Below are 20,442 nucleotides of genomic sequence, written 5' to 3'. Positions count from 1 at the left end.
GATGCGCCTGACTGCTGGATCGCCCGCGCGCCTCGGTGCAAGCTGGGACGGACGCGGCACCAATTTCGCACTGTTCTCAGCCCACGCCGAGAAGGTCGAGCTGTGCCTGTTCGACAGCCAGGGTCGGCGCGAGCTCGAGCGCATCGAGCTGCCTGAGCGTAACGAAGACGTCTGGCACGGCTATCTCAACGACGTCTCGCCGGGCCAGCTCTACGGCTATCGCGTGCATGGCCCCTACGAGCCCGAGCACGGCCACCGCTTCAACGCCAACAAGCTTCTGCTCGACCCCTACGCCAAGCGGCTCGCCGGGCGGCTGGTCTGGAGTGACGCGCACTTCGCCTATCGCACCGGCTCGGCGCGCGAGGATCTGTCGTTCGACCGGCGCGACAATGCACGCGGCATGCCCAAGGCGGTCGTGGTCGACGAGACTTTCAACTGGGGCCGCCGCGAGATCAGGCCGAACATCGCCTGGGAAGACACCATCATCTACGAGGCCCACGTCAAGGGCCTGACCCAGAAGCGCGACGACGTGCCGCCGAATCTGCGGGGCACCTATGGCGGATTGTCGTCGCCGGCAATGATCGAACATCTGAAGAGGCTCGGCGTCACCACGATCGAGCTGTTGCCGGTTCACAGCTTCGTCGACGACCGCGTGCTGGTGGAGAAGAAGCTCACCAACTACTGGGGTTACAACACGCTGTCCTTCTTCGCGCCGGAGCAGCGCTACGCCCAGGACAATGCGCTGGATTCCTTCCGCACCACGGTGGCGCGCCTGCACGATGCGGGCATCGAGGTGATGCTCGATGTCGTCTACAATCACACCGCCGAAGGCAATCACCTCGGCCCGACGCTGTGCTACCGCGGCATCGACAATGCCTCCTATTACTGGCTGAACCGCGAGAACCCGCGCTATTATGACGACTTCACCGGCTGCGGCTCCTCGGTGAACCTGACCCATCCGCGCGTGCTGCAGATGGTGATGGATAGCTTGCGCTACTGGGTCGAGGTCTGCCATGTCGACGGCTTCCGCTTCGACCTCGCCACCACGCTGGCGCGCGGCCCGAACGGTTTTGACCGCGGCAGCTCGTTCCTCACCGCTGTCAGGCAGGATCCGGTGCTCGCCACCGTCAAGCTCGTCGCCGAACCCTGGGATCTCGGCCTCGGCGGCTACCAGGTCGGCGCCTTCCCCTCGCAATGGTCGGAATGGAATGACCGCTATCGCAGCGCCATGCGCCGCTACTGGAGCGGCGAAGGCAGCCTGATCGGCGACATCTCCAGCCGCATGACGGCCTCGTCCGACCTGTTCAATCACGACGGACGCCGGCCGCGCGCAAGCATCAACCACATCACCGTTCATGACGGTTTCACGCTGGCGGATCTCTTCAGCTACAACGAAAAGCACAACGAGGCCAATGGCGAGGACAATCGCGACGGCTCAAACGACAACCACAGCAACAATTGCGGTGTCGAGGGCCCGACCGATGATCCCAAGATCCTTGGCCTGCGCCGGCAGCTTCGCAAGAACGTGCTGGCCTGTCTGATGCTGGCGCAGGGCGTTCCGCTGATCCTTGCCGGCGATGAGGTCGGTAACACGCAATTCGGCAACAACAACGCCTATTGCCAGGACAACGAGGTCGGCTGGGTCTCTTGGGACAATCTCGGCAAGGACGGCGATGACATGATCGATTTTGTCGCTGATCTCGCAGACATCCGCCGAAAATTCTCGCAGCTCCGCAGCCATCGCTGGCTCGACGGCCGGCCCAAGGACGGCATCTCCTATGGCGCACTGTGGCTGACGCCCGAAGGCAACGAGATGACCGAGAGCGACTGGACATTCCCGGACGGCCGGTTCCTCTCTTATGTGATGGGACCGATGGAACCGGGCAACGCGGCGCTCTTTATCGTTCTGAACGCCGCCCCGGAAGAGATTGCATTCAAATTGCCCAAAATGCCCGAATACAAGAGTTGGCAGCAGATCCTGAACACGACGGATGCCAAGCTGAACAGCGTTGATTTCCTGTCCGGAAGCGACAGCAAGGCGCCGCCACGCTCCGTGCTCGCCTTCGCGGGGGCGCTATGAGGCCATCCTTCGGAGCGAAGCCGACCAAGGACGGCGTGTCGTTCCGGCTGTGGGCGCCCGCCGCGCGCCGCGTCGATCTCCTGCTCGAAAGGCGACATGCGATGCAGCGCCGGCAGGATGGCTGGTATGTCGCCGAGATCGCCGGCCTCGCTCCTGGCAGCCAATACAAGTTCAGGATCGAGGACGAGATCGACGTGCCGGATCCCGCCTCCGCGTTTCAGCCTGAGGATGTGTTCGGCCCGAGCGAGGTGATCGATCACGACGCCTTCGCATGGCGCGCCAAGGATTGGCGCGGCCGCCCCTGGGAAGAGACGGTGCTGATCGAGACCCATGTCGGCACCTTCACGCGCGATGGCACCTACCGTGCCATGATCGACAAGCTCGATCATCTGGTCGCATCCGGTATCACCGCGCTGGAGCTGATGCCGCTGGCCGATTTCGCCGGCCGTCGCGGCTGGGGCTATGACGGCGTGCTGTGGTACGCGCCCGACAGCGCCTATGGCCGTCCGGAGGACTTGAAGACGCTGATCGACGAGGCGCACCTGCGCGGGCTGATGGTCTTCCTCGACGTCGTCTACAATCACTTCGGCCCGGAAGGAAACTACCTCGGCCGCTACGCGCCATCTTTCTTCACCGACGCGCACACGCCCTGGGGCAGCACGATCGATTATCGCATGCCGCAGGTGCGCGCCTTCGCGGTCGAGAATGCGCTGTCCTGGCTGACTGACTACCGGTTCGACGGTCTCAGACTGGATGCCGCCAACCACATCATGGCGATCCCGGGCGAGCAGTCGATGCTGCACGACCTCAGCGTCGCCGTCGGCGAGCTCGCCAAGGCCACCGGAAGGCACATTCATCTGGTGCTGGAGAATGGCGACAACCGCGCCAGCCTGCTCGATGCCGCGCAGGAGCCGCCGAGCGGCAAATATCGCGCGCAGTGGAACGACGACTATCACCACGTCTGGCACGTGATGCTGACCGGCGAGCTCAACGGCTATTATGCCGACTACCAGACCCCGCGCATGGACCTCGCGCGTGCGCTCGCCTCCGGCTTCGTCTACCAGGGCGAGATCTCGGAGTTCTGGGGCAAGAAGCCGCGCGGCGAGCCGAGCGGCGAGCTGCCGCCGGCGACCTTCGTCACCTTCCTGCAAAACCACGACCAGATCGGCAACCGCCCGCTCGGCGAACGGCTGGAGAGCCTGGCCTCGCCCGAGCAGATCGAGGCCGCGCTCGCGGTGACGCTGCTCGCGCCGATGGTACCGATGCTGTTCCAGGGCGAGGAATGGGGCTCGAAGATGCCCTTCCCATTCTTTTGCGATTTCCAGGGTGGCCTCGCCGATGCCGTGCGCAAAGGGCGCAAGCAGGAATATGCCTGGGCCTACGCGAAATATGGCGACGAGGTGCCGGACCCGCTTGATCCTGCCACGCCGCAATCGGCCGTGCTGGACTGGACCGGCCGCACGCCCGAACAGGACGCTCGGCTGGCGCTGGTGCGCGACTTGCTCGAGCTTCGCCGCAGGGAGATCATGCCGCGGCTGAAAGACGCGCGCTTCGGCGATGCCGAGGCGAAAGACAACGGCCTGCTCACCGCGCATTGGCGCATGGGCGACGGCACGACGCTGCAGCTCACCGCCAATCTTTCCGACAACGACATCGCGCATTCCAACGACAACGCGGGCACGCCGATCTGGGGCGGCGCTGCCGGCGACCGACTCCCGCCCTGGTCGGTGGTCTGGCATCTCGGAGGTTGAAATGCCTTCCGCGATCCCTCTTGCGACCTACCGGCTCCAGCTCACTGCGGATTTCGACTTCGACAAGGCCGCCGCGGTCGTGCCTTATCTGAAGGCACTGGGGATCACCCATCTCTACGCCTCGCCTGTGATGAAAGCGCGCAAGGGCTCGACCCATGGCTATGACACTGTCGATCACAGCCAGTTCAATCCCGAACTCGGCGGCGAGGCCGGCTTTGCCCGGCTGAGCGAGGCGCTCGCACAGAACGACCTCGGCCTGATCGTCGACTTCGTGCCCAATCATGTCGGCGTGCATTTCGCCGACAATCCCTGGTGGCTCGACGTGCTGGAATGGGGCCAGGCCTCGCCGCACGCCGTTTCCTTCGACATCGACTGGGACCAGCTCCCCTATCGTGCCCGCGGCGGCGTGCTGCTGCCGATCCTCGGCGCCTCCTATGGCGAGGCGCTGGAGCGCGGCGAGATTGAGCTGCGCTACGATCCCGATGAGGGCAGCTTTTCTGCCTGGTATTTCGAGCACCGCCTGCCGATCGCGCCGGAGCGCTATGGCGAGATATTGCGGATGATCGTGAAGGAGGCGGATGCTGCCGATACCGTTGCCGGCAAACGCCTGCTCTCGCTCGCCGCGCGCTATACCGGCCTGCGCAGGCCGAACCGCAAGGAGGCCCCCGCCTTCAAGGCAGAGCTGAAGGAGATCGCAGGCGGCGCCGACATCGTCATGCACGGCCTCCTCGCCTATCGCGCAGCCAAAGACCGCCCGGCGCAGACGCTGGCGCTGCATCACCTGCTGGAGCGGCAGAACTACAAGCTCGGCCATTGGCGGCTTGCCTCCAGCGACATCAACTATCGCCGTTTCTTCGACGTCAACGGGCTCGCCGGCCTGCGCGTCGAGGACGCGAGCACGTTCGCCGCCACGCACCGGCTGGTGAAGCAGCTCGTCGCCGACGGAAAACTGCAAGGCATCCGCCTCGATCACATCGACGGCCTGCGCGACCCTGCGCAATATTGCCAGCGGCTGCGCCGGCTGGTGCGCGACGCGCAAGGCAATGCCAAACCATTCTACACGGTGATTGAGAAGATCCTGTGCGAGCACGAGAAGCTGCCGCACTTCGCCGGCGTCCAGGGCACCACGGGCTATGAGTGGATGAACGCGATCACCCAGGTGCTGGTCGATGCCAAAGGGCTGGAGGCGCTGGACGAGACCTGGCGCCAGATCAGCAACCGGCCGCCGCGGCTCGCGCCCTATGTCAAGGACGCCAAGCGGCGCGTGCTGGAAACGCTGCTGACCAGCGAATTCACCGTGCTGACCCGCCTGCTCGCACGCATCGCCAACGGGCACTATTCGACCCGCGATTTCTCCGCCGACAGCCTGCGTCAGGCGCTCGAGCTCTACGTGCTGCACTTCCCGGTCTATCGCACTTACTTGACGCATAGCGGCCCGACCGCGCTCGACCGCAAGCTGATCGACGACACCATCGCGTGCGCCCGCACAGAGTGGTTCGCCGCGGATGAAGGCATTTTCGACTTCCTGCGCGATGCGCTGACCATGGACCTGCTCAAGCCCGGCCGTCCGCCGCACAGCGCGCCGCGCGTGCGCCGCTTTGCACTGAAGGTGCAGCAGTTCACGGGACCGATGATGGCGAAATCACTGGAGGACACCGCGTTCTACCAGTTCCACCGGCTGCTGGCGCTGAATGAAGTCGGCGGCGATCCCGCCAGCAAGGGCCTCAGCATACCGGCCTTCCACGAGGCGATGCGCGCCCGCGCCAGGGAATGGCCGCAGGGGATGACGGCGACCGCCACCCACGACACCAAGCGCGGCGAGGATGCGCGAGCGCGGATCACGGCGCTGAGCGAGATATCAGGCGAATGGACCAGCGCGGTTTCGCGCTGGAAGGTGCTGAACGCGCCGCACCTCGCGCTGTCAGGCAATCTGCGCGCGCCGTCGGCAACGTTCGAATACATGCTCTACCAGACCCTGCTCGGCGCCTGGCCCCTTCAAGGGCCGGATGCCAGTTTCGTCGAGCGCATCCAGGCCTATGCGCTCAAGGCGGCGCGCGAGGGCAAGGAGGAGACGAGCTGGCTCAATCCGCATGAAGCGTATGAAAACGGCATCAACAGCTTCATCGAGAAGATTCTCGACCCCGGCCTATCAGGCGAATTCCTGGATGCGCTTGCCACTCTGGCTCGCCGTGTCGCGCTGCTCGGCGCACTGAATTCGCTGAGCCAGCTCACGCTGAAGGCGACACTGCCGGGGGTGCCTGATTTCTACCAGGGGACTGAATATTGGGACCTGTCGCTGGTCGATCCGGATAATCGCCGCCCGGTGGATTTTTCTGCACGGCAAGCGGCGCTGGCTTCGCTCGAAACACCGGATTGGGGCGGGCTGATCAGGACCTGGCCGGACGGACGGCTCAAGCTGGCCTGGACGCGGCACCTTCTCAGGCTCCGGACTGAGCTCGCCGACGTTTTTGCGCAAGGCGGTTATCAGCCGCTGGATGTGCGCGGCGCGCACGCCGATCATGTGATCTCTTTTGTCCGCCACCACGGCCGCGCTGCAGCGATCGTCGTGGTGGCGCGCCAGTTCGCACCCTTCACGCAAGCGGGCCGCGAGTGGCCGGCGCTCGAAGGTTTTGACGCAACCGTCGACATCAGCGGCTACGCCGCGCCGGGCCTTGCGGGCAACGAATTGCCGCTCGCGCAGGCATTCCGTGATTTTCCCGCTGCGGTCATCAAGGCGCGCGCGGCAGGTGCCGTCAGGCCCCGGCGACAGCGCGTGGGCGCCTGACGCCTACTTTCCCTCATCCTTGGTCAGCAGCAATTGCCCGCGCTTCTTGATGGTCGCCTGCGCCATCTCGGCAAAGCGCTGCAGCAGCCACGGCAGCACCACCTCGACCTTGACATGGTCCTCAGTGACGTCGACCTGCCCGCTCGCGACCTGGCCGAGCGCGCGAATGCGGAAATTCATGGTGTCGCCGCTCCAGCGCTCCTCCTCGACCTGCATCACGGGAATGCTGGCGGCGGCGCGGCCGAGCCCGGTCTTGAGCCGGCGAACCGCTTCCTCGCGACCGAGGCGATGCGGAATGGAGACGACGAGCGGTGCTGACATGGCCCTGCCCTGTGGCGACTGATCCTCACATAGTCATGCCTGATAGAGGCGTAAAGGTTCCATGCAGGTCGGAACTGTCGCCCCGTTTCAAACCCGGAACTTTAAAACCCCGGGCAAGTTGCCCTCCGCACAACGGGACAGGTTGCAACAACCCTTTCGACAAAGGGCTGGAGGAGATTCGCATGTCTATCGGTACGATCATTCTGATCATCCTGGTTATCGCGCTGCTCGGCGGCTTCAGCGGCATCGGCGGCGGTCCGTTCTACGGCACCGGCTATTACGGCGGCGGCGGCCTTGGGCTCGTCATCGTCATTCTGCTGATCCTGCTGCTGATGGGCCGGATCTAGGACGAGATCTCGTAGGGTGGGCAAAGGCGCGACGCGCCGTGCCCACCTAATCTTCGCTCCAACGAAAAGATGGTGGGCACGCTCCGCTTTTGCCCACCCTACAGCAGTTGTGCCCGGCGCGCGGGTCTACTTCTTCGTAGCCAATTTCTTGATCGCCGCCTTGATCGACACGGCAGCATCATCATAGCCATCCCATGCCTTCGACCGCGCCAGCAGGCCCGGCACGGTGCGAACCGTGTAACGCTTCGGATCGAGATCGCTCTTCACCTGCGCCCAGGTCAGCGGCATGGACACGGTTGCGCCCGCACGTGCACGCGGCGACAACGGGGCGACCGCCGTCGACATGCGGTCGTTGCGCAGATAATCCAGGAAGATCTTTCCCTTGCGCAGCTTCTTCGACATGTTGAGCAGATAGCGCTCGGGATCGTCATCGGCCATCCACTGACAGATGCCTTGCGCGAATGCCTTTGCTTCCTTCCAGTCCACCTTGTCGCGCGCGCCATGCAGCAGTGGGACCACCACATGCAGGCCCTTGCCGCCCGTGGTCTTGCAGAAACTCTCCATGCCGATATCGGTGAGCCGCTGCCGCATCTCCTTCGCCGCTTCCACCACATCGGCGAATTCGACATCAGGCGCAGGATCGAGATCGAATACCAGCCGGCCCGGAACGTCATAGGCGTAGGGCGCACAGTTCCAGGGGTGCAGCTCGACCCCGCCGATCTGCGCGACCGCGGCAAGGCCCTCGATACGGTCGATCTGCAGGTAAGGCTTGCGATCGCCTGACACGCGCGCGAGCTCGAGCAGGTTCGAGGTGCCCTGCATGGCGTGGCGCTGGAAGAAGCACTCTCCCTTGATTCCGTCAGGTGCGCGGATCAGCGAGCATGGCCGGCCCTTGAGATGCACGATCATCCATTCGCCGACGGCCTCGAGATAGCGTGCGAGGTCGAGCTTGGTGACCGGCGCGCCCTCCCCATCGTCGGGCCACAGCTCCTTGTCGGGCTTGGAGATCACGACGCCCATCACTTCGGCGGTGCCCTTCCCTGCCGCCGGCTTTGCAGCAACGCGCTTCCTGGGAGAGGGCTTGGCGAGTTCTGTATCCGCAGGCGTCTCCGCCTCGACTTCCTCAGCGGGCTTGTCCTGCCGCAGGCCCTTGAAGGCGGCCTGGCGGATGTTGCCATCAGCGGTAAATCCGGCGAACTCGATCTCGGCGACGAGCTCGGGCTTCAGCCAGTGCACGTCACGGGTCTTCTTCGGCGCATTCTTGCCGCCGAACGGACTTTCCTTGGCTTCCATCGCTTTCAGCGACGGCATGATGCGCTTGATCTTGTCGGCACCAAATCCGGTCCCGACCATTCCGACGAAGGCGAGATGATCGCCCCGATGCACGCCCGCCATCAGGGAGCGGAATTTTCCATTGGTGGTCTTGTAGCCGCCGATCACCACCTCATGGCCGGCGCGGCATTTTGCCTTGGTCCAGCTCTCGGTGCGGCCTGAGCGATAGGGCGCGTCCAGCTTCTTCGAGACGACCCCCTCGAGCTCGAGCTTGCAGGCCGATTGCAGCACCGCATCGCCGCCGCTCTCGAAATGCTCGACATAGCGGATCTGGCTCGTCTTCTTCTTGCGCGCCTCCAGCAGTTTCTTGAGACTGGCCTTGCGCTCGCCGAGCGGCAGGCGGCGATAATCGAGATCCTCGGCGAACAGCAGGTCGAAGGCAAAGAAGATCAGCTCGTCGGTCTTGCCGTCCGACAGCGCGGCCTGCAGCGAGGAAAAGTTCGGCGCGCCGTTATGGTCGAGGGCGACGATCTCGCCGTCGATCATCACGTTCGGCAACTCGGCGGCCTCCTTCGCGATCGACGCGAACTTGTCGGTCCAGTCGAGGCCCTTGCGCGTCTTCAGCGTCGCCTCACCATCCTCGACGCGAAGCTGCACGCGATAGCCGTCGAACTTGATCTCGTGGCACCAGCCATCCGAGGCCGGCGGCCGCTCCACCGGGGTGCAGAGCTGCGGCGCCACGAAATCAGGCATGTCCGAGACCTTCCTGGCCGTCGTCGCTGATGTCGCTTTCTTCTTCGATGCCTTGCTGCTCTTCAGCGCCGTGCGAGGCGCCGGCTTGACCGTGCGCCCCTTGGCCTCCTCGGCGCGGTTGGACTGCCAGACCGCATCGGCCTTGCCCTTACCCTTCGCCAGCATGAACGGTTTTGGCGCGCGACCCTTCCCGCCTGCGATCTGTTCCATCGCACGGCCGGAGGCCACGGACTTGTCCTCCGCCAAAATATCCTCGTCTTCGCTGGCATATTCGTCGCGGTGCTTGATCAAGAGCCAGTTGGTGCGCTTCTCGCCGCCACGGTTACGCATGCGCACCAGCACCCAGCTGCCATGCAGCTTGTCGCCATGCAGCGTGAACTTGAGATCGCCCTTCTTGAAGCCGGCTTCGGGGTCATCGCACTCCCAGGTGCCGCGATCCCACAGCATCACCGTGCCGCCGCCATATTGGCCCTCGGGAATGGTTCCTTCGAAATCGCCATAGTCGAGCGGATGGTCCTCGACTTCCACCGCCAGCCGCTTGTCATGCGGATTGAGCGAGGGCCCTTTCGTCACCGCCCAGGACTTGAACACGCCGTCGAATTCAAGCCTGAGATCGTAGTGCAGGCGCGTCGCGTCATGTTTCTGGATCACGAAGCGGCGTTGCTTCGAGGGCGCCACCGCCGTCTTGCCCGACGGTTCGGGCGTCTTTTCGAAATCCCGCTTCTTTCGATAGATGGAGAGTTTTTGCAGCACGACGGGTCCCACATCCTCTGATCGCGTTGAAGCCTATCACGGCGAAAGTCCCACCCGGAACCAAAACCCCGGGGGCCGGTTGGAGTTCCTGAAAAGCCTTGAAATCACTGGAGAATGGAATGGCCCCGCGCGCCTATTGGAAGGGAACGTTGAAACTCTCGCTGGTCAGCTGCCCGGTCGTGCTTTACCCGGCGACCACGGCCGCCGAGAAGACGCGGTTTCACATGATCAACCGCGAAACCGGCAACCGGCTCAAGCAGCAGATGGTGGATGCCGAGACCGGTGACGTCGTCGAGAGCGACCAGAAAGGCCGCGGCTATGAGCTGCGCAAGGGCAAATATGTCGAGATCCAGCCGGAAGAGCTCGAGGCGGTGCAAATCGAGAGCAACCACACGATCGATATCGAGAGCTTCGTGCCGAGCGAGGAGATCGACCAGCGCTATCTCGACCATCCCTATTACATCGCGCCCGACGGCAAGGCCGCGGCCGACGCCTTTGCGGTGATCCGCGACGCCATGAAGGACCAGGACCGCGTCGCGCTCGCCAAGATCGTGCTGACCAACCGCGAGCACATCATCGCGATCGAGCCGCTCGGCAAGGGCCTGCTCGGCACCACGCTGCGCTTTCCTTACGAGCTGCGTGACGAGGACGAATTCTTTGGTGACATCAAGAGCACGAAGATCACCAAGGACATGGTCGAGCTCGCCGGCCACATCCTGCACACCAAGGCGGCGCATTTCGACCCGAGCAAGTTCAAGGACGAGTACGAGACCGCGCTGAAGGCGCTCGTCAAGCGCAAGGCGAGCGGCAAAAAGATCGAGCTGCCGGAGCCCGAGGAGCGGCCGAGCAACGTGATCAACCTGATGGATGCGCTGAAGCAGAGCCTGAAGGGGCGCGGCGGCGGAAAAACGGCGGCCAAGTCGCATGCGCGGCGTGCGACGGGGCGGCAGCGGGCGGCGAAGAAGACGCACCGGCCGACTGCGCGGCAGAGGAAGGCGGGGTAGCTCCTACCGTCATTCCGGGGCGCCTCGAAGAGGCGAACCCGGAATCTCGAGGTTCCGGGTTCGATGCTTCGCATCGCCCCGGAACGACGACCAAGTTAATCCCCCGCCTTCAGCCGGTACCCGATCCCCGTCTCGGTCAGCACATATTGCGGCCGCTCCGGATCGGCTTCGATCTTCTGGCGGAGCTGGCGGACGTAGACGCGCAAATATTGCGCATCGGTCAGCTCGTCCCAGAGCTCCTTGAGCAGAAAGCGATGGGTCAGCACCTTGCCGGCGTGCTGGACCAGCACGCGCAGGAGATCATATTCCTTCGGCGATAGCTTGATCTCGCGCTCGCCGAGCTTGACGATGCGGCGGACCAGATCGACCGAGAGATCGCCGCTGCGAAACACCGGACGCTCGCCCTGGACCTGCAACTGGTGCCGTAGCGCGGCGCGCAGGCGCGCCAGCAGCTCGTCCATGCCGAACGGCTTCGTCAGATAATCATCGGCGCCAAGATCGAGCGCCTGCACCTTGCCGGCCTCGTCGCCACGGCTCGACAGCACCACGATCGGCACGGCTTCGTTGCGGGCACGGATGGTGCGCAAGAGCTCGTGGCCCTGGATGTCAGGCAGGCCGAGATCGAGAATGATCAGCGCGGGCTCTTCGGCAAGCTTCTCAAGAGCGAGCTTGCCGTTCGACGCCTCCAGGATCTCGTAGCCTTGCGTCGACAACCCCATCCGCAGCAATTTGCGGATCGGCGGCTCGTCGTCGATCACCAAAACCTTGATCGGGGCAGCGCTCATGCGGCGGTATCCAAAGCCTTGGTCTGTGCCGGAACCGGCAGACGGATGGTGAGGACGGCGCCGCTGCGGTCGCTGCGGTTGGCGGCCGAGATCGTGCCGCGCATCGCCTCGACGAAGCCGCGCGAGATGGCGAGCCCGAGCCCGGTGCCGGGACGGACATGGTCGCCCTTCTGCACGCGATAGAACTTGTCGAACACGCTCTCGAGCTCGTCGGGTGGAATGCCGGCGCCCTCGTCAGCGACCTCGAGCACCACATGGTCACGCTCGCGCCGGCTCCTGATCGCGATCGTGGTTTCAGGCGAAGAATATTTCGCGGCATTGTCGAGCAGGTTGAACAGCACCTGCTCGAACAGCACGGCGTCGAGCTCGAGCATCGGCAGATCGGCCGCCAGCACCAGCTCCACCTTGTGCGCTGTCAGGATCTTCGATGCCCGCCGCAGTGCGCTGCCGACGATCTCGCCGAGATCGTGCAGCGCCGTGTTGGGCACGATGGCGCCGGATTCGAGCTTGGTCATGTCGAGCAGATTGGCGATGAAGCGGTTGAGCCGCTCGGACTCGTCGATCACGGTCGCAAGCAGGTCGCGCTTCTCGGTGTCGGACAGCGCGCCGGCGAGGTCGCGCATGGTCGAGGCCGCGCCCAGCACGGAGGCGAGCGGCGTCTTCAGGTCGTGCGAGATCGAGGTCAACAGCGCCGAGCGCAAGCGCTCGGATTCGACGGTGCGCTTGACGCGATCCATGTCCTCGACCAGCAGCACGCGCTCGATCGCCAGCGCGCCCTGGTCGACCAGCGCGTCCAGCAGCCGGCGCTGGTCCGGCGTCAGCAGCGGGCCGGTGCGGTCATTGTCGATGCCGATCACACCGATCGGACCGCGCCCGGTACGCATCGGCAGGAACAGCCGCTTGGCACCCGGCAGCGTATCCGAGCCGCGACCGGCGGAACGGTCATTGCTCCAGGCCCAGTTGGCGGCGGCAAGGTCGGCCTGGTCGAGCTGGTCCTCCGGCGGATAGCCCGACTTCACCGTGAGCAGGCCGTCTTCCGGCAGCAGCAGCACGACACGCACCTTCAGCATCAACGCGATCTGATAGGCGGTCGCCCACAGCACGTCGTCGAGCGTGGCGGTGCCGGCGAGCTTGCGGCTGAACGCATAGAGCTGCTCGGTGGTCCTGATCCGGCCGATCGCGGTGTCGGCCTGCGTACGCACGCGCGCGGCGACATTGGAGACGATCATCGCCACCACCATGAACAGGAAGAAGGCGGCGACGTTGGTCGGGTCGGTGATCGTGAAGGTGTAGATCGGCGGCAGGAAGAAGAAATTGTAGGACAGCGAGGCCCCGACGGTCGCGAGCAGCGAGGGCCACAGGCCATAGCGGACCGCCACGGCAACAACCGCCGTGAGCAGCACGAGGTCGACGTTCTCGATCCCGAAATAGGGCTGGATCAGCTCCGCGGCACCGAGGCCGACCAGCACGACGCCGAGCGCCTTCAGATAGGGTAGCGGGTTGAACGGCTCGGCCCGCGCGGCGGTCTGCACCGCCGTCTTCGCCGCCGCCTCGCCGGGCAGCTCGTCACCGGGAATGACGTGAACACTGATATTGCCGGCGCGCCGCACCAGATCATGCACGACCGAGCCGCGCGTCATCTCGAACCAGCGCGAGCGTGTCGACTTGCCGATCACGATCTGGGTGACGTTGTTGCCTTGCGCAAAATTGATGACGTCGTCGGCGATGCGGCGGCCGACCGCGGGAATGGTCAGCGCTTCGCCGCCGAGCGACTCCGCGAGCCGCAGCGTGTCGGCGAGCCGATCGCGCTCCTGGTCCGAAAGCTGGAGCGAGCGCCTCGTCTCGATCGAGATCGCTGTGAACGGCGCATGCAGCCGGTCAGCCAAGCGCTTGGTGTAGCGCACCAGGCCGGCCGCGCGGGGATCCTCGCTGACGCAGACGAGGATGCGCTCGCCTGCGGCCCAGGGGCCGGCGATGGCGTTCGCCTGCATGTGACTGAGCAGCTGCTCATCGACCCGCTCGGCCGTCCGCCGCAGCGCGAGCTCGCGCAGCGCGGTGAGATTGCCGGGCGAGAAGTAATGCTCCAGCGCCCGCTCGGCCTGCTTGGGAACGTAGACCTTGCCCTCGCGCAGGCGCTGGATCAGATCGTCAGGCGTGAGGTCGATCAGCTCGATCGCGTCGGCGCGGTCGAAGATCGAATCCGGCACGGTCTCGCGGACCCGCACATGGGTGATCTGGGCGACGACGTCGTTCAGGCTCTCGATGTGCTGGATGTTGACGGCGGTGTAGACGTCGATGCCGTGCGAGAGCAGCTCCTCGACGTCGAGATAACGCTTGGGGTGACGGCTGCCGGCTGCATTGGTGTGGGCGAGCTCGTCCACCAGCGCGATCTTCGGCCGCCGCGCGATCACCGCGTCGAGGTCCATCTCCTCGACGATCTGGCCGCGATAATCGAGCCGCTTGCGCGGGACGACCTCCAGTCCCCGCACCAGCGCCTCGGTCTCGGCGCGGCCATGGGTCTCGACGAAACCGACCACGACATCAATGCCGGCCTTGCGCCTGGCATGGGCGCTTTGCAGCATCTCGTAGGTCTTGCCGACGCCGGGGGCGGCGCCGACGAAAATCTTCAGCTTGCCGCTCGCGCTCTCCTCTCGGCGCGCAGCTTCCAGCAGCGCCTCGGGCGAGGGACGTTGTTCGGGATCGCGGCGTTGCTGAACCATCAGGCCAATATAATCATCCTGATATTGCCGGCCTAGACGCTACTTCGCGGACGCACGATCCAGCGCCAGATTCAGCGCCAGAACGTTAACCCGGGGTTCGCCGAGCAGGCCGAGCAGGCGGCTCTCGGTGTTGGCGGCGACCAGCCGCTTGAGCGACTCTTCCGGCATCTTGCGCGCCTTGGCGACGCGCGGCACCTGGAATTGCGCCGCTTCCGGCGAAATGTCGGGGTCGAGACCGCTGGCCGAGGTCGTGACCAGATCGACCGGCACGGCGGCATCCGGATTCTCGGCTTTCAACCTGTCCACATCCTCCTTCAGCCGGTCGGCCAGTGCCTTGCTGGTCGGGCCGAGATTGGAGCCACCGGAATTGGCGGCGTTGTAGGGCGCCGGGATCGTCTTGCTCGAATCGCTCGGGTCCGGCGCCAGCGTCGCCGAGGGGCGGCCGTGGAAATATTTGTCATCCCTGAACTCCTGCCCGATCAGGGCGGAGCCGATCACCTTGCCGTCCTTCTCGATCAGGCTTCCTTGCGCCTTGGCGGGGAAGATCGCGCCGGCAATGCCGGTCATGGCGAGCGGATAGGCCAGGCCCGTGATGGCGGTGAGCACCAGCAACAGGACGATGGCGGGGCGGATTTCTCTGAGCATGTGTTTTTCTCCAGTTACGTCGTCATTGCGAGGAAAGCGTCTCTCCTGTCGTTCCGGGGCGGTGCGAAGCATCGAACCCGGAACCTCGAGATTCCGGGTTCGCCTCTTCGAGGCGCCCCGGAATGACAGTGAAAATCGCTCCACTCGATGACGCGGTTAAGCCAGGTGCAGCGCGACGACCGCAAGGTCGATCGCCTTGATGCCGATGAAGGGAATGACGATACCCCCTAAGCCGTAGATCAGGAGATTGCGCCGAAGCAGCGCGCCGGCACCGACCGCGCGATAGGCGACGCCCTTGAGTGCCAGCGGGATCAGGCCGACGATGATGAGCGCGTTGAAGATGATCGCCGACAGGATGGCGCTCTGCGGGCTCGACAGGTTCATGACGTTCAGCACGTTGAGCTGCGGGTAGAACGCCAGGAACATCGCCGGGATGATCGCAAAATACTTTGCCACGTCGTTGGCGATCGAGAAGGTGGTCAGCGCACCGCGCGTCATCAAGAGCTGCTTGCCGATCTCGACCACCTCGATCAGCTTGGTCGGGTTGGAGTCGAGGTCGACCATGTTGCCGGCCTCGCGGGCGGCCTGGGTGCCGGTGTTCATGGCGACGCCGACATCGGCCTGCGCCAGCGCCGGGGCGTCGTTGGTCCCGTCGCCGCACATGGCGACCAGCTTGCCCTTGGCCTGCTCGTCGCGGATCAGCTTGAGCTTGTCCTCGGGCGTTGCCTGCGCCAGGAAGTCGTCGACGCCGGCTTCCGCCGCGATCGCGGCCGCAGTCATCGGATTGTCGCCTGTGATCATGATGGTGCGGATGCCCATGCGGCGCAGCTCGGCAAAGCGCTCGCGGATGCCGCCCTTGACGATGTCCTTGAGCTGGATGATTCCGAGCAGCCTGCCGTCCTTGGCGACCGCCAGCGGCGTGCCGCCGGACTTCGACACTTCGTCGGCAATCGTCTGGATCTCGCGGCCGATCTCGGAGAGAGCCGCAGGCTGGATCGCCCTCGCCGTGTTGCCGGAAGCGACGGCGATCGGAGCGCCGCCGCCGACATAGTTCAACATGGCATCCACCGCGCCCTTGCGCACCGACGAGCCGCCGGCATCGACGCCGCTCATGCGGGTCTGCGCCGTGAACGGGATGAAGGTCGCGCCAAGCTCAGCCATGTCGCGGCCACGGATGCCGTACTTTTCTTTCGCGAGCACGACGATGGAACGGCCTTCCGGCGTCTCATCGGCGAGCGAGGCGAGCTGGGCGGCGTCCGCGAGCTCCTGCTCGGTCACCCCGCGCACAGGGCGAAACGCCGTTGCCTGGCGGTTGCCCAGCGTGATGGTGCCGGTCTTGTCGAGCAGCAGCGTGTCAACATCGCCGGCCGCCTCGACCGCGCGGCCGGACATCGCCAGCACGTTGAAGCGGACCAGACGGTCCATGCCGGCGATGCCGATGGCTGACAACAGCGCGCCAATGGTGGTCGGGATCAGCGTCACGAACAAAGCGACCAGCACGATCACCGAGATCGAGCCGCCGGCATAAGCGGCGTAGCTAGGAATCGTGACGGTGGCGAACACGAAGATGATGGTGAGGCCGGCGAGCAGGATGTTCAGCGCGATCTCGTTCGGCGTCTTGGCCCGCTCGGCGCCCTCGACCAGCTTGATCATGCGGTCGATGAAGGTCGAGCCTTGGGCCGCCGTGATACGGACGCGGATCCAGTCGGACAGCACCTGGGTGCCGCCCGTCACCGCCGAACGGTCGCCGCCGGACTCGCGGATGACAGGCGCTGATTCACCGGTGATGGCGGCCTCGTTGACGGAGGCCACGCCCTCGATCACCTCGCCGTCGGAGGGGATGGTGTCGCCGGCTTCGACCAGCACCAAGTCTCCAACCTTCAGGCTCGTGCCCGGCACCAGCTTGAAATCATGGCCCGCGCCATTCAGGAGCTTGGCCTGGCTTTCGGTGCGGGTCTTGCGCAGCGAATCCGCCTGCGCCTTGCCGCGGCCTTCCGCGACGGCTTCCGCGAAATTCGCGAACAGCACCGTGAACCAGAGCCAGACAATGATCTGGAAAGTGAAGCCGAGATTCACCCCGCCCGTGACGAGATCGCGCAGGAAGATCACCGTGGTGAGCGCGGCCACGACCTCAACCACGAACATGACGGGGTTCTTCACCATCAGCCGCGGATCGAGCTTGGCGAAGGAGGCACGGATCGCGGGCAGCACGATTTTCGGATCGAGCATGGCCGACATCGGGGCACGCTTTTGCAGTTTCATCGTATCCATCGAGGGCACTCCGGAAATCAGAAGAGGTTAGTCAGAACAGTTGGCTTGCGTTCATCGCCAGATGCTCGACGATGGGGCCGAGCGCGAGTGCCGGAAAGAAGGTCAGGCCGCCCATGATCAGGATCACGCCGACGACGAGGCCGACGAACAGCCCGCCCGTGGTCGGGAACGTGCCCATCGACGGCGGGATCGATTTCTTCTCTGCGAGCGAGCCCGCAATCGCCATGGCCGGCACGATCATGAAGAAGCGGCCGACGAACATCGCGCTGGCCAGCGTGAGGTTGTAGAAGAAAGTGTTGCCGGTCAGGCCCGCAAAGGCCGATCCGTTGTTGCCGGTCCCCGAGGTGTAGGCGTAGAGCACCTCGGTGAAGCCGTGCGGTCCGGCATTGGCCATGGAGGCCACCGCCGCCGGATAGACCACGCCAACCGCGGTCCAGCCCAGGATCATCAACGGCAGCACCAGGATGGCCAGCATCGCCATCTTGACCTCGCGCGCTTCGATCTTCTTGCCGACATATTCCGGCGTGCGGCCGACCATCAGGCCGGCGACGAAGATCGCCAGGATGACGAACAGCAGCATGCCGTACATGCCGGCCCCGACACCGCCGACGACGATTTCGCCGAGCTCGATGTTGATCAGCGGGATCATGCCGCCGAGCGCGGTGAAGCTGTCATGCATGGCATTGACCGCGCCGCAGGAGGCGGCGGTGGTGATCACGGCAAACAGCGAGGAGGCAACGATGCCGAAGCGGACCTCCTTGCCTTCCATATTGCCGCCGGTGAGGCCGAGCGCCTGGAGCGTCGAGGTGCCGCTGGCTTCCGCCCAGTAGGTCACGGCAACGCCGGCGATGAACAGCACGCCCATCACGGCGAGGATCGCCCAGCCCTGGCGCTGGTTGCCGACCATGCGACCGAACACGTTGGTCAAGGCAGCGCCCAGCGCAAAGATCGACAGCATCTGCACGAAGTTCGACAGCGCGGTCGGGTTCTCGAAGGGATGCGCAGCATTGGCATTGAAGAAGCCGCCGCCATTGGTGCCGAGCATCTTGATCGCGACCTGCGAGGCGACAGGGCCGACCGCAATGGTCTGCTTGGCGCCTTCGAGCGTCGTGGCTTCGACATAGTCACCGAGGGTTTGCGGCATGCCCTGCCAGACCAGGAACAGGGTGTAGACGACACAGATCGGCAGCAGCACGTAAAGTGTGCACCTGACGACATCGACCCAGAAATTTCCGACCGTGCGCGCCGAGGCACGCGAGAAGCCGCGGATCAACGCGACCGCGAGCGCGATGCCGGTCGCCGCCGACAGGAAGTTCTGGTGCGTCAGGCCCAGCATCTGCACGAGATAAGAGATCGTGCTCTCGCCGCCGTAGTTCTGCCAGTTGGTGTTGGTGATGAAGGAGATCGCGGTGTTGAAGGACAGATCCTCGGCGACCGCTGTCTGCCCGGCCGGATTGAAGGGCAGAACGGCCTGGAGACGCATCACGGCGTAGATGATCAGGAAGCCGCCGACATGGAACAGCAGCATGGCGACCGTATAGGTCAGCCAATGCTGCTCGCGCTTCTCGTCGACGCCTGAAATCCAGTAGATCCCGGCCTCGATCGGGCGCAGCACCGGCGAGAGAAACGTTGTCTCGCCATTGAACACGCGCGTCATGTACCAGCCGAGCGGTTTTGTCAGCGCGACGATGATGAGGCAGAAAAGAATGATCTGGAGCCAACCGATCACGGTCATGGAATCAACCCTTCAGGCTTGGTGTCCGGCGCAACAGCTACGGCAGCAGCACCATCAACGGGCAGGCGAACAGCGAGGCCTCTGCCAGCAGCAATCCGACAAGCAGCAGCACCGCTCAGAATCGCTCCGGCCGCAGCAGCGCGTAAGTGAGGTAGATCAGAAGGCCGAACGAGACGGCGCCGGCGAGCGCATAATCGAAGATCATGGTCCGCTCCGTCACAGCCGTTCGCAGGCGTAGGTGTAGCCGATCGCAAGGGCAAAGAAGCCGAAGCCCAGCGCCAGCATAAGAATGTCCATCATAGGGATGCTCCTCGTTGCGTCCCCATATCGGGGGCAACACTCGACCGTGCTGAAGTGCCATCACGGGCATAGGTTTTCGAGACGAGGGCCATGGCGAAGTTATAAGAATCTCATAAAGGGCGGAGGCGGTGCTCGGCCAATTCTCTATCGTCGTCCCGGCGAAGGCCGGGACCCATAACCACGAAAGGGAGTTGGAGCGCAGAGCTCCCACTCCGAGTCTTCGTCAAACCACTGCCTCGGGGTATGGGTCCCGGCCTTCGCCGGGACGACGACAGAGAATGACGCTACAGACCGCCCCCTCCCACCTTTATGAAATTCCTATATCTGCCGCTCCCGCCCCATCTCGTTTTCCAATGCGCCTCCCGCCATCCTGAACAGGCCGGCCGACTGACCGACGCCGCTTCCAGGAGGCCTGACATGACTGCCGCTTTCCGACACTACGATTCATCCTCCCTCGGCGATCGCTTGCGTAACGCGCAAGGCATGACCGGTCCGCTGATGCGCGAGTTCATCGACAAAGCCTGCCGGCGACTCCCCTCACTCCACCAGAGCGAGCGCACGGCACGCCTGGTGCAGCTGATCGAAGCCGAAGCCTGGACCGATGCCGCGTTGGCACTGATGGAGCTTGAGCTGCCGCTGTGGCACGTCCGCCGCATCGCCTATGACGAAGGCGAGTGGCATTGCGCGCTGTCGCGTGAACGCGAGCTGCCCGACTGGCTCGACGCGGCGATCGAGGGATGCCATGGCGACCTCGCGATCGCGCTGATGTCGGCGTTCGTGGAGGTGCAGGCACGCACCGTGGACGCGCCGCGTCCGAGTGTGCCCAACGTGCGTCCCGCCCCGGATCCCCTCATTGAGCCGGCCTCGTGCGAGAACTTCAGCTGACCGAGCTCCCGCGGTAGTCGCACCGCCCTGACAGG

Annotated in this window: 14 protein-coding genes; 6 read left to right on the top strand and 8 right to left on the bottom strand. The window is 64.6% G+C overall.

What is annotated here, in order from left to right; all coding sequences use genetic code 11:
* Position 1: 1 nt before the first annotated feature.
* The 3 genes from glgX to treY are packed head-to-tail and all read left to right on the top strand — an operon-like array spanning position 2 to position 6,616.
* Positions 2-2,080: a glycogen debranching protein GlgX gene (gene glgX, locus XH80_RS34110; protein ID WP_271602403.1), complete on the top strand. Its 2,079-nt coding sequence runs from the start codon at positions 2-4 to the stop codon at positions 2,078-2,080.
* Positions 2,077-3,831: a malto-oligosyltrehalose trehalohydrolase gene (treZ, locus tag XH80_RS34105; protein WP_271602402.1), complete on the top strand. Its 1,755-nt coding sequence runs from the start codon at positions 2,077-2,079 to the stop codon at positions 3,829-3,831. Before glgX ends, treZ begins: the two co-directional genes overlap by 4 nt.
* A gap of 1 nt (position 3,832) precedes the next feature.
* The gene (gene treY / locus XH80_RS34100; protein ID WP_271602401.1) at positions 3,833-6,616 is read left to right on the top strand and encodes a malto-oligosyltrehalose synthase; all 2,784 of its coding nucleotides are present in this window, start codon (positions 3,833-3,835) and stop codon (positions 6,614-6,616) included.
* A 3-nt stretch (positions 6,617-6,619) separates the two neighbouring features.
* On the opposite strand, the gene XH80_RS34095 is transcribed toward treY, so the two are convergent.
* Entirely contained in the window at positions 6,620-6,937 is a 318-nt protein-coding gene (locus XH80_RS34095; RefSeq protein WP_271602400.1) for a polyhydroxyalkanoic acid system family protein, read from the bottom strand.
* 182 nt (positions 6,938-7,119) lie between these two features.
* Here XH80_RS34095 and XH80_RS34090 point away from each other — a divergent pair, with 182 nt between their 5' ends.
* Positions 7,120-7,284, top strand: coding sequence for a DUF3309 family protein (locus XH80_RS34090; protein ID WP_018318514.1), 165 nt, complete (start codon positions 7,120-7,122; stop codon positions 7,282-7,284).
* A 126-nt stretch (positions 7,285-7,410) separates the two neighbouring features.
* Here the strand turns inward: XH80_RS34090 and ligD are convergent, their stop codons facing one another.
* Positions 7,411-10,062, bottom strand: coding sequence for a DNA ligase D (gene ligD / locus XH80_RS34085; protein ID WP_271602399.1), 2,652 nt, complete (start codon positions 10,060-10,062; stop codon positions 7,411-7,413).
* Between the two features lie 119 nt (positions 10,063-10,181).
* Here ligD and ku point away from each other — a divergent pair, with 119 nt between their 5' ends.
* On the top strand, positions 10,182-11,066 hold the full coding sequence (ku, locus tag XH80_RS34080) for a non-homologous end joining protein Ku (RefSeq protein ID WP_271602398.1): 885 nt from the start codon (positions 10,182-10,184) through the stop codon (positions 11,064-11,066).
* Between the two features lie 95 nt (positions 11,067-11,161).
* On the opposite strand, the gene XH80_RS34075 is transcribed toward ku, so the two are convergent.
* From XH80_RS34075 to XH80_RS34050, 6 genes are all read right to left on the bottom strand, one after another.
* Positions 11,162-11,851, bottom strand: coding sequence for a response regulator (locus XH80_RS34075; protein WP_057743008.1), 690 nt, complete (start codon positions 11,849-11,851; stop codon positions 11,162-11,164).
* A complete protein-coding gene (locus tag XH80_RS34070) occupies positions 11,848-14,571 on the bottom strand; it encodes a sensor histidine kinase (RefSeq protein ID WP_271602397.1) in 2,724 nt (907 codons plus the stop codon). Before XH80_RS34070 ends, XH80_RS34075 begins: the two co-directional genes overlap by 4 nt.
* Before the next feature lie 39 nt (positions 14,572-14,610).
* Positions 14,611-15,216: a K(+)-transporting ATPase subunit C gene (locus XH80_RS34065; RefSeq protein ID WP_271602396.1), complete on the bottom strand. Its 606-nt coding sequence runs from the start codon at positions 15,214-15,216 to the stop codon at positions 14,611-14,613.
* A 156-nt stretch (positions 15,217-15,372) separates the two neighbouring features.
* Positions 15,373-17,487 (bottom strand): potassium-transporting ATPase subunit KdpB, encoded by a 2,115-nt coding sequence (gene kdpB, locus XH80_RS34060; protein WP_271602395.1) that lies wholly within the window; start codon positions 17,485-17,487, stop codon positions 15,373-15,375.
* A 31-nt stretch (positions 17,488-17,518) separates the two neighbouring features.
* Complete coding sequence (gene kdpA / locus XH80_RS34055) at positions 17,519-19,222, bottom strand: potassium-transporting ATPase subunit KdpA (RefSeq protein WP_271602394.1); 1,704 nt, start codon at positions 19,220-19,222, stop codon at positions 17,519-17,521.
* 115 nt (positions 19,223-19,337) lie between these two features.
* Entirely contained in the window at positions 19,338-19,427 is a 90-nt protein-coding gene (locus tag XH80_RS34050; protein WP_035698142.1) for a K(+)-transporting ATPase subunit F, read from the bottom strand.
* A 512-nt stretch (positions 19,428-19,939) separates the two neighbouring features.
* Here XH80_RS34050 and XH80_RS34045 point away from each other — a divergent pair.
* Positions 19,940-20,407: a hypothetical protein gene (locus XH80_RS34045; protein ID WP_271602393.1), complete on the top strand. Its 468-nt coding sequence runs from the start codon at positions 19,940-19,942 to the stop codon at positions 20,405-20,407.
* Positions 20,408-20,442 lie beyond the last annotated feature (35 nt).

Source organism: Bradyrhizobium sp. CCBAU 45384 (genome assembly GCF_028128665.1).
Taxonomy (GTDB): Bacteria; Pseudomonadota; Alphaproteobacteria; order Rhizobiales; family Xanthobacteraceae; genus Bradyrhizobium; species Bradyrhizobium manausense.
The sequence above is the reverse complement of the archived record's forward strand: the minus strand, read 5'-3'. Positions and strand labels throughout refer to the sequence as shown.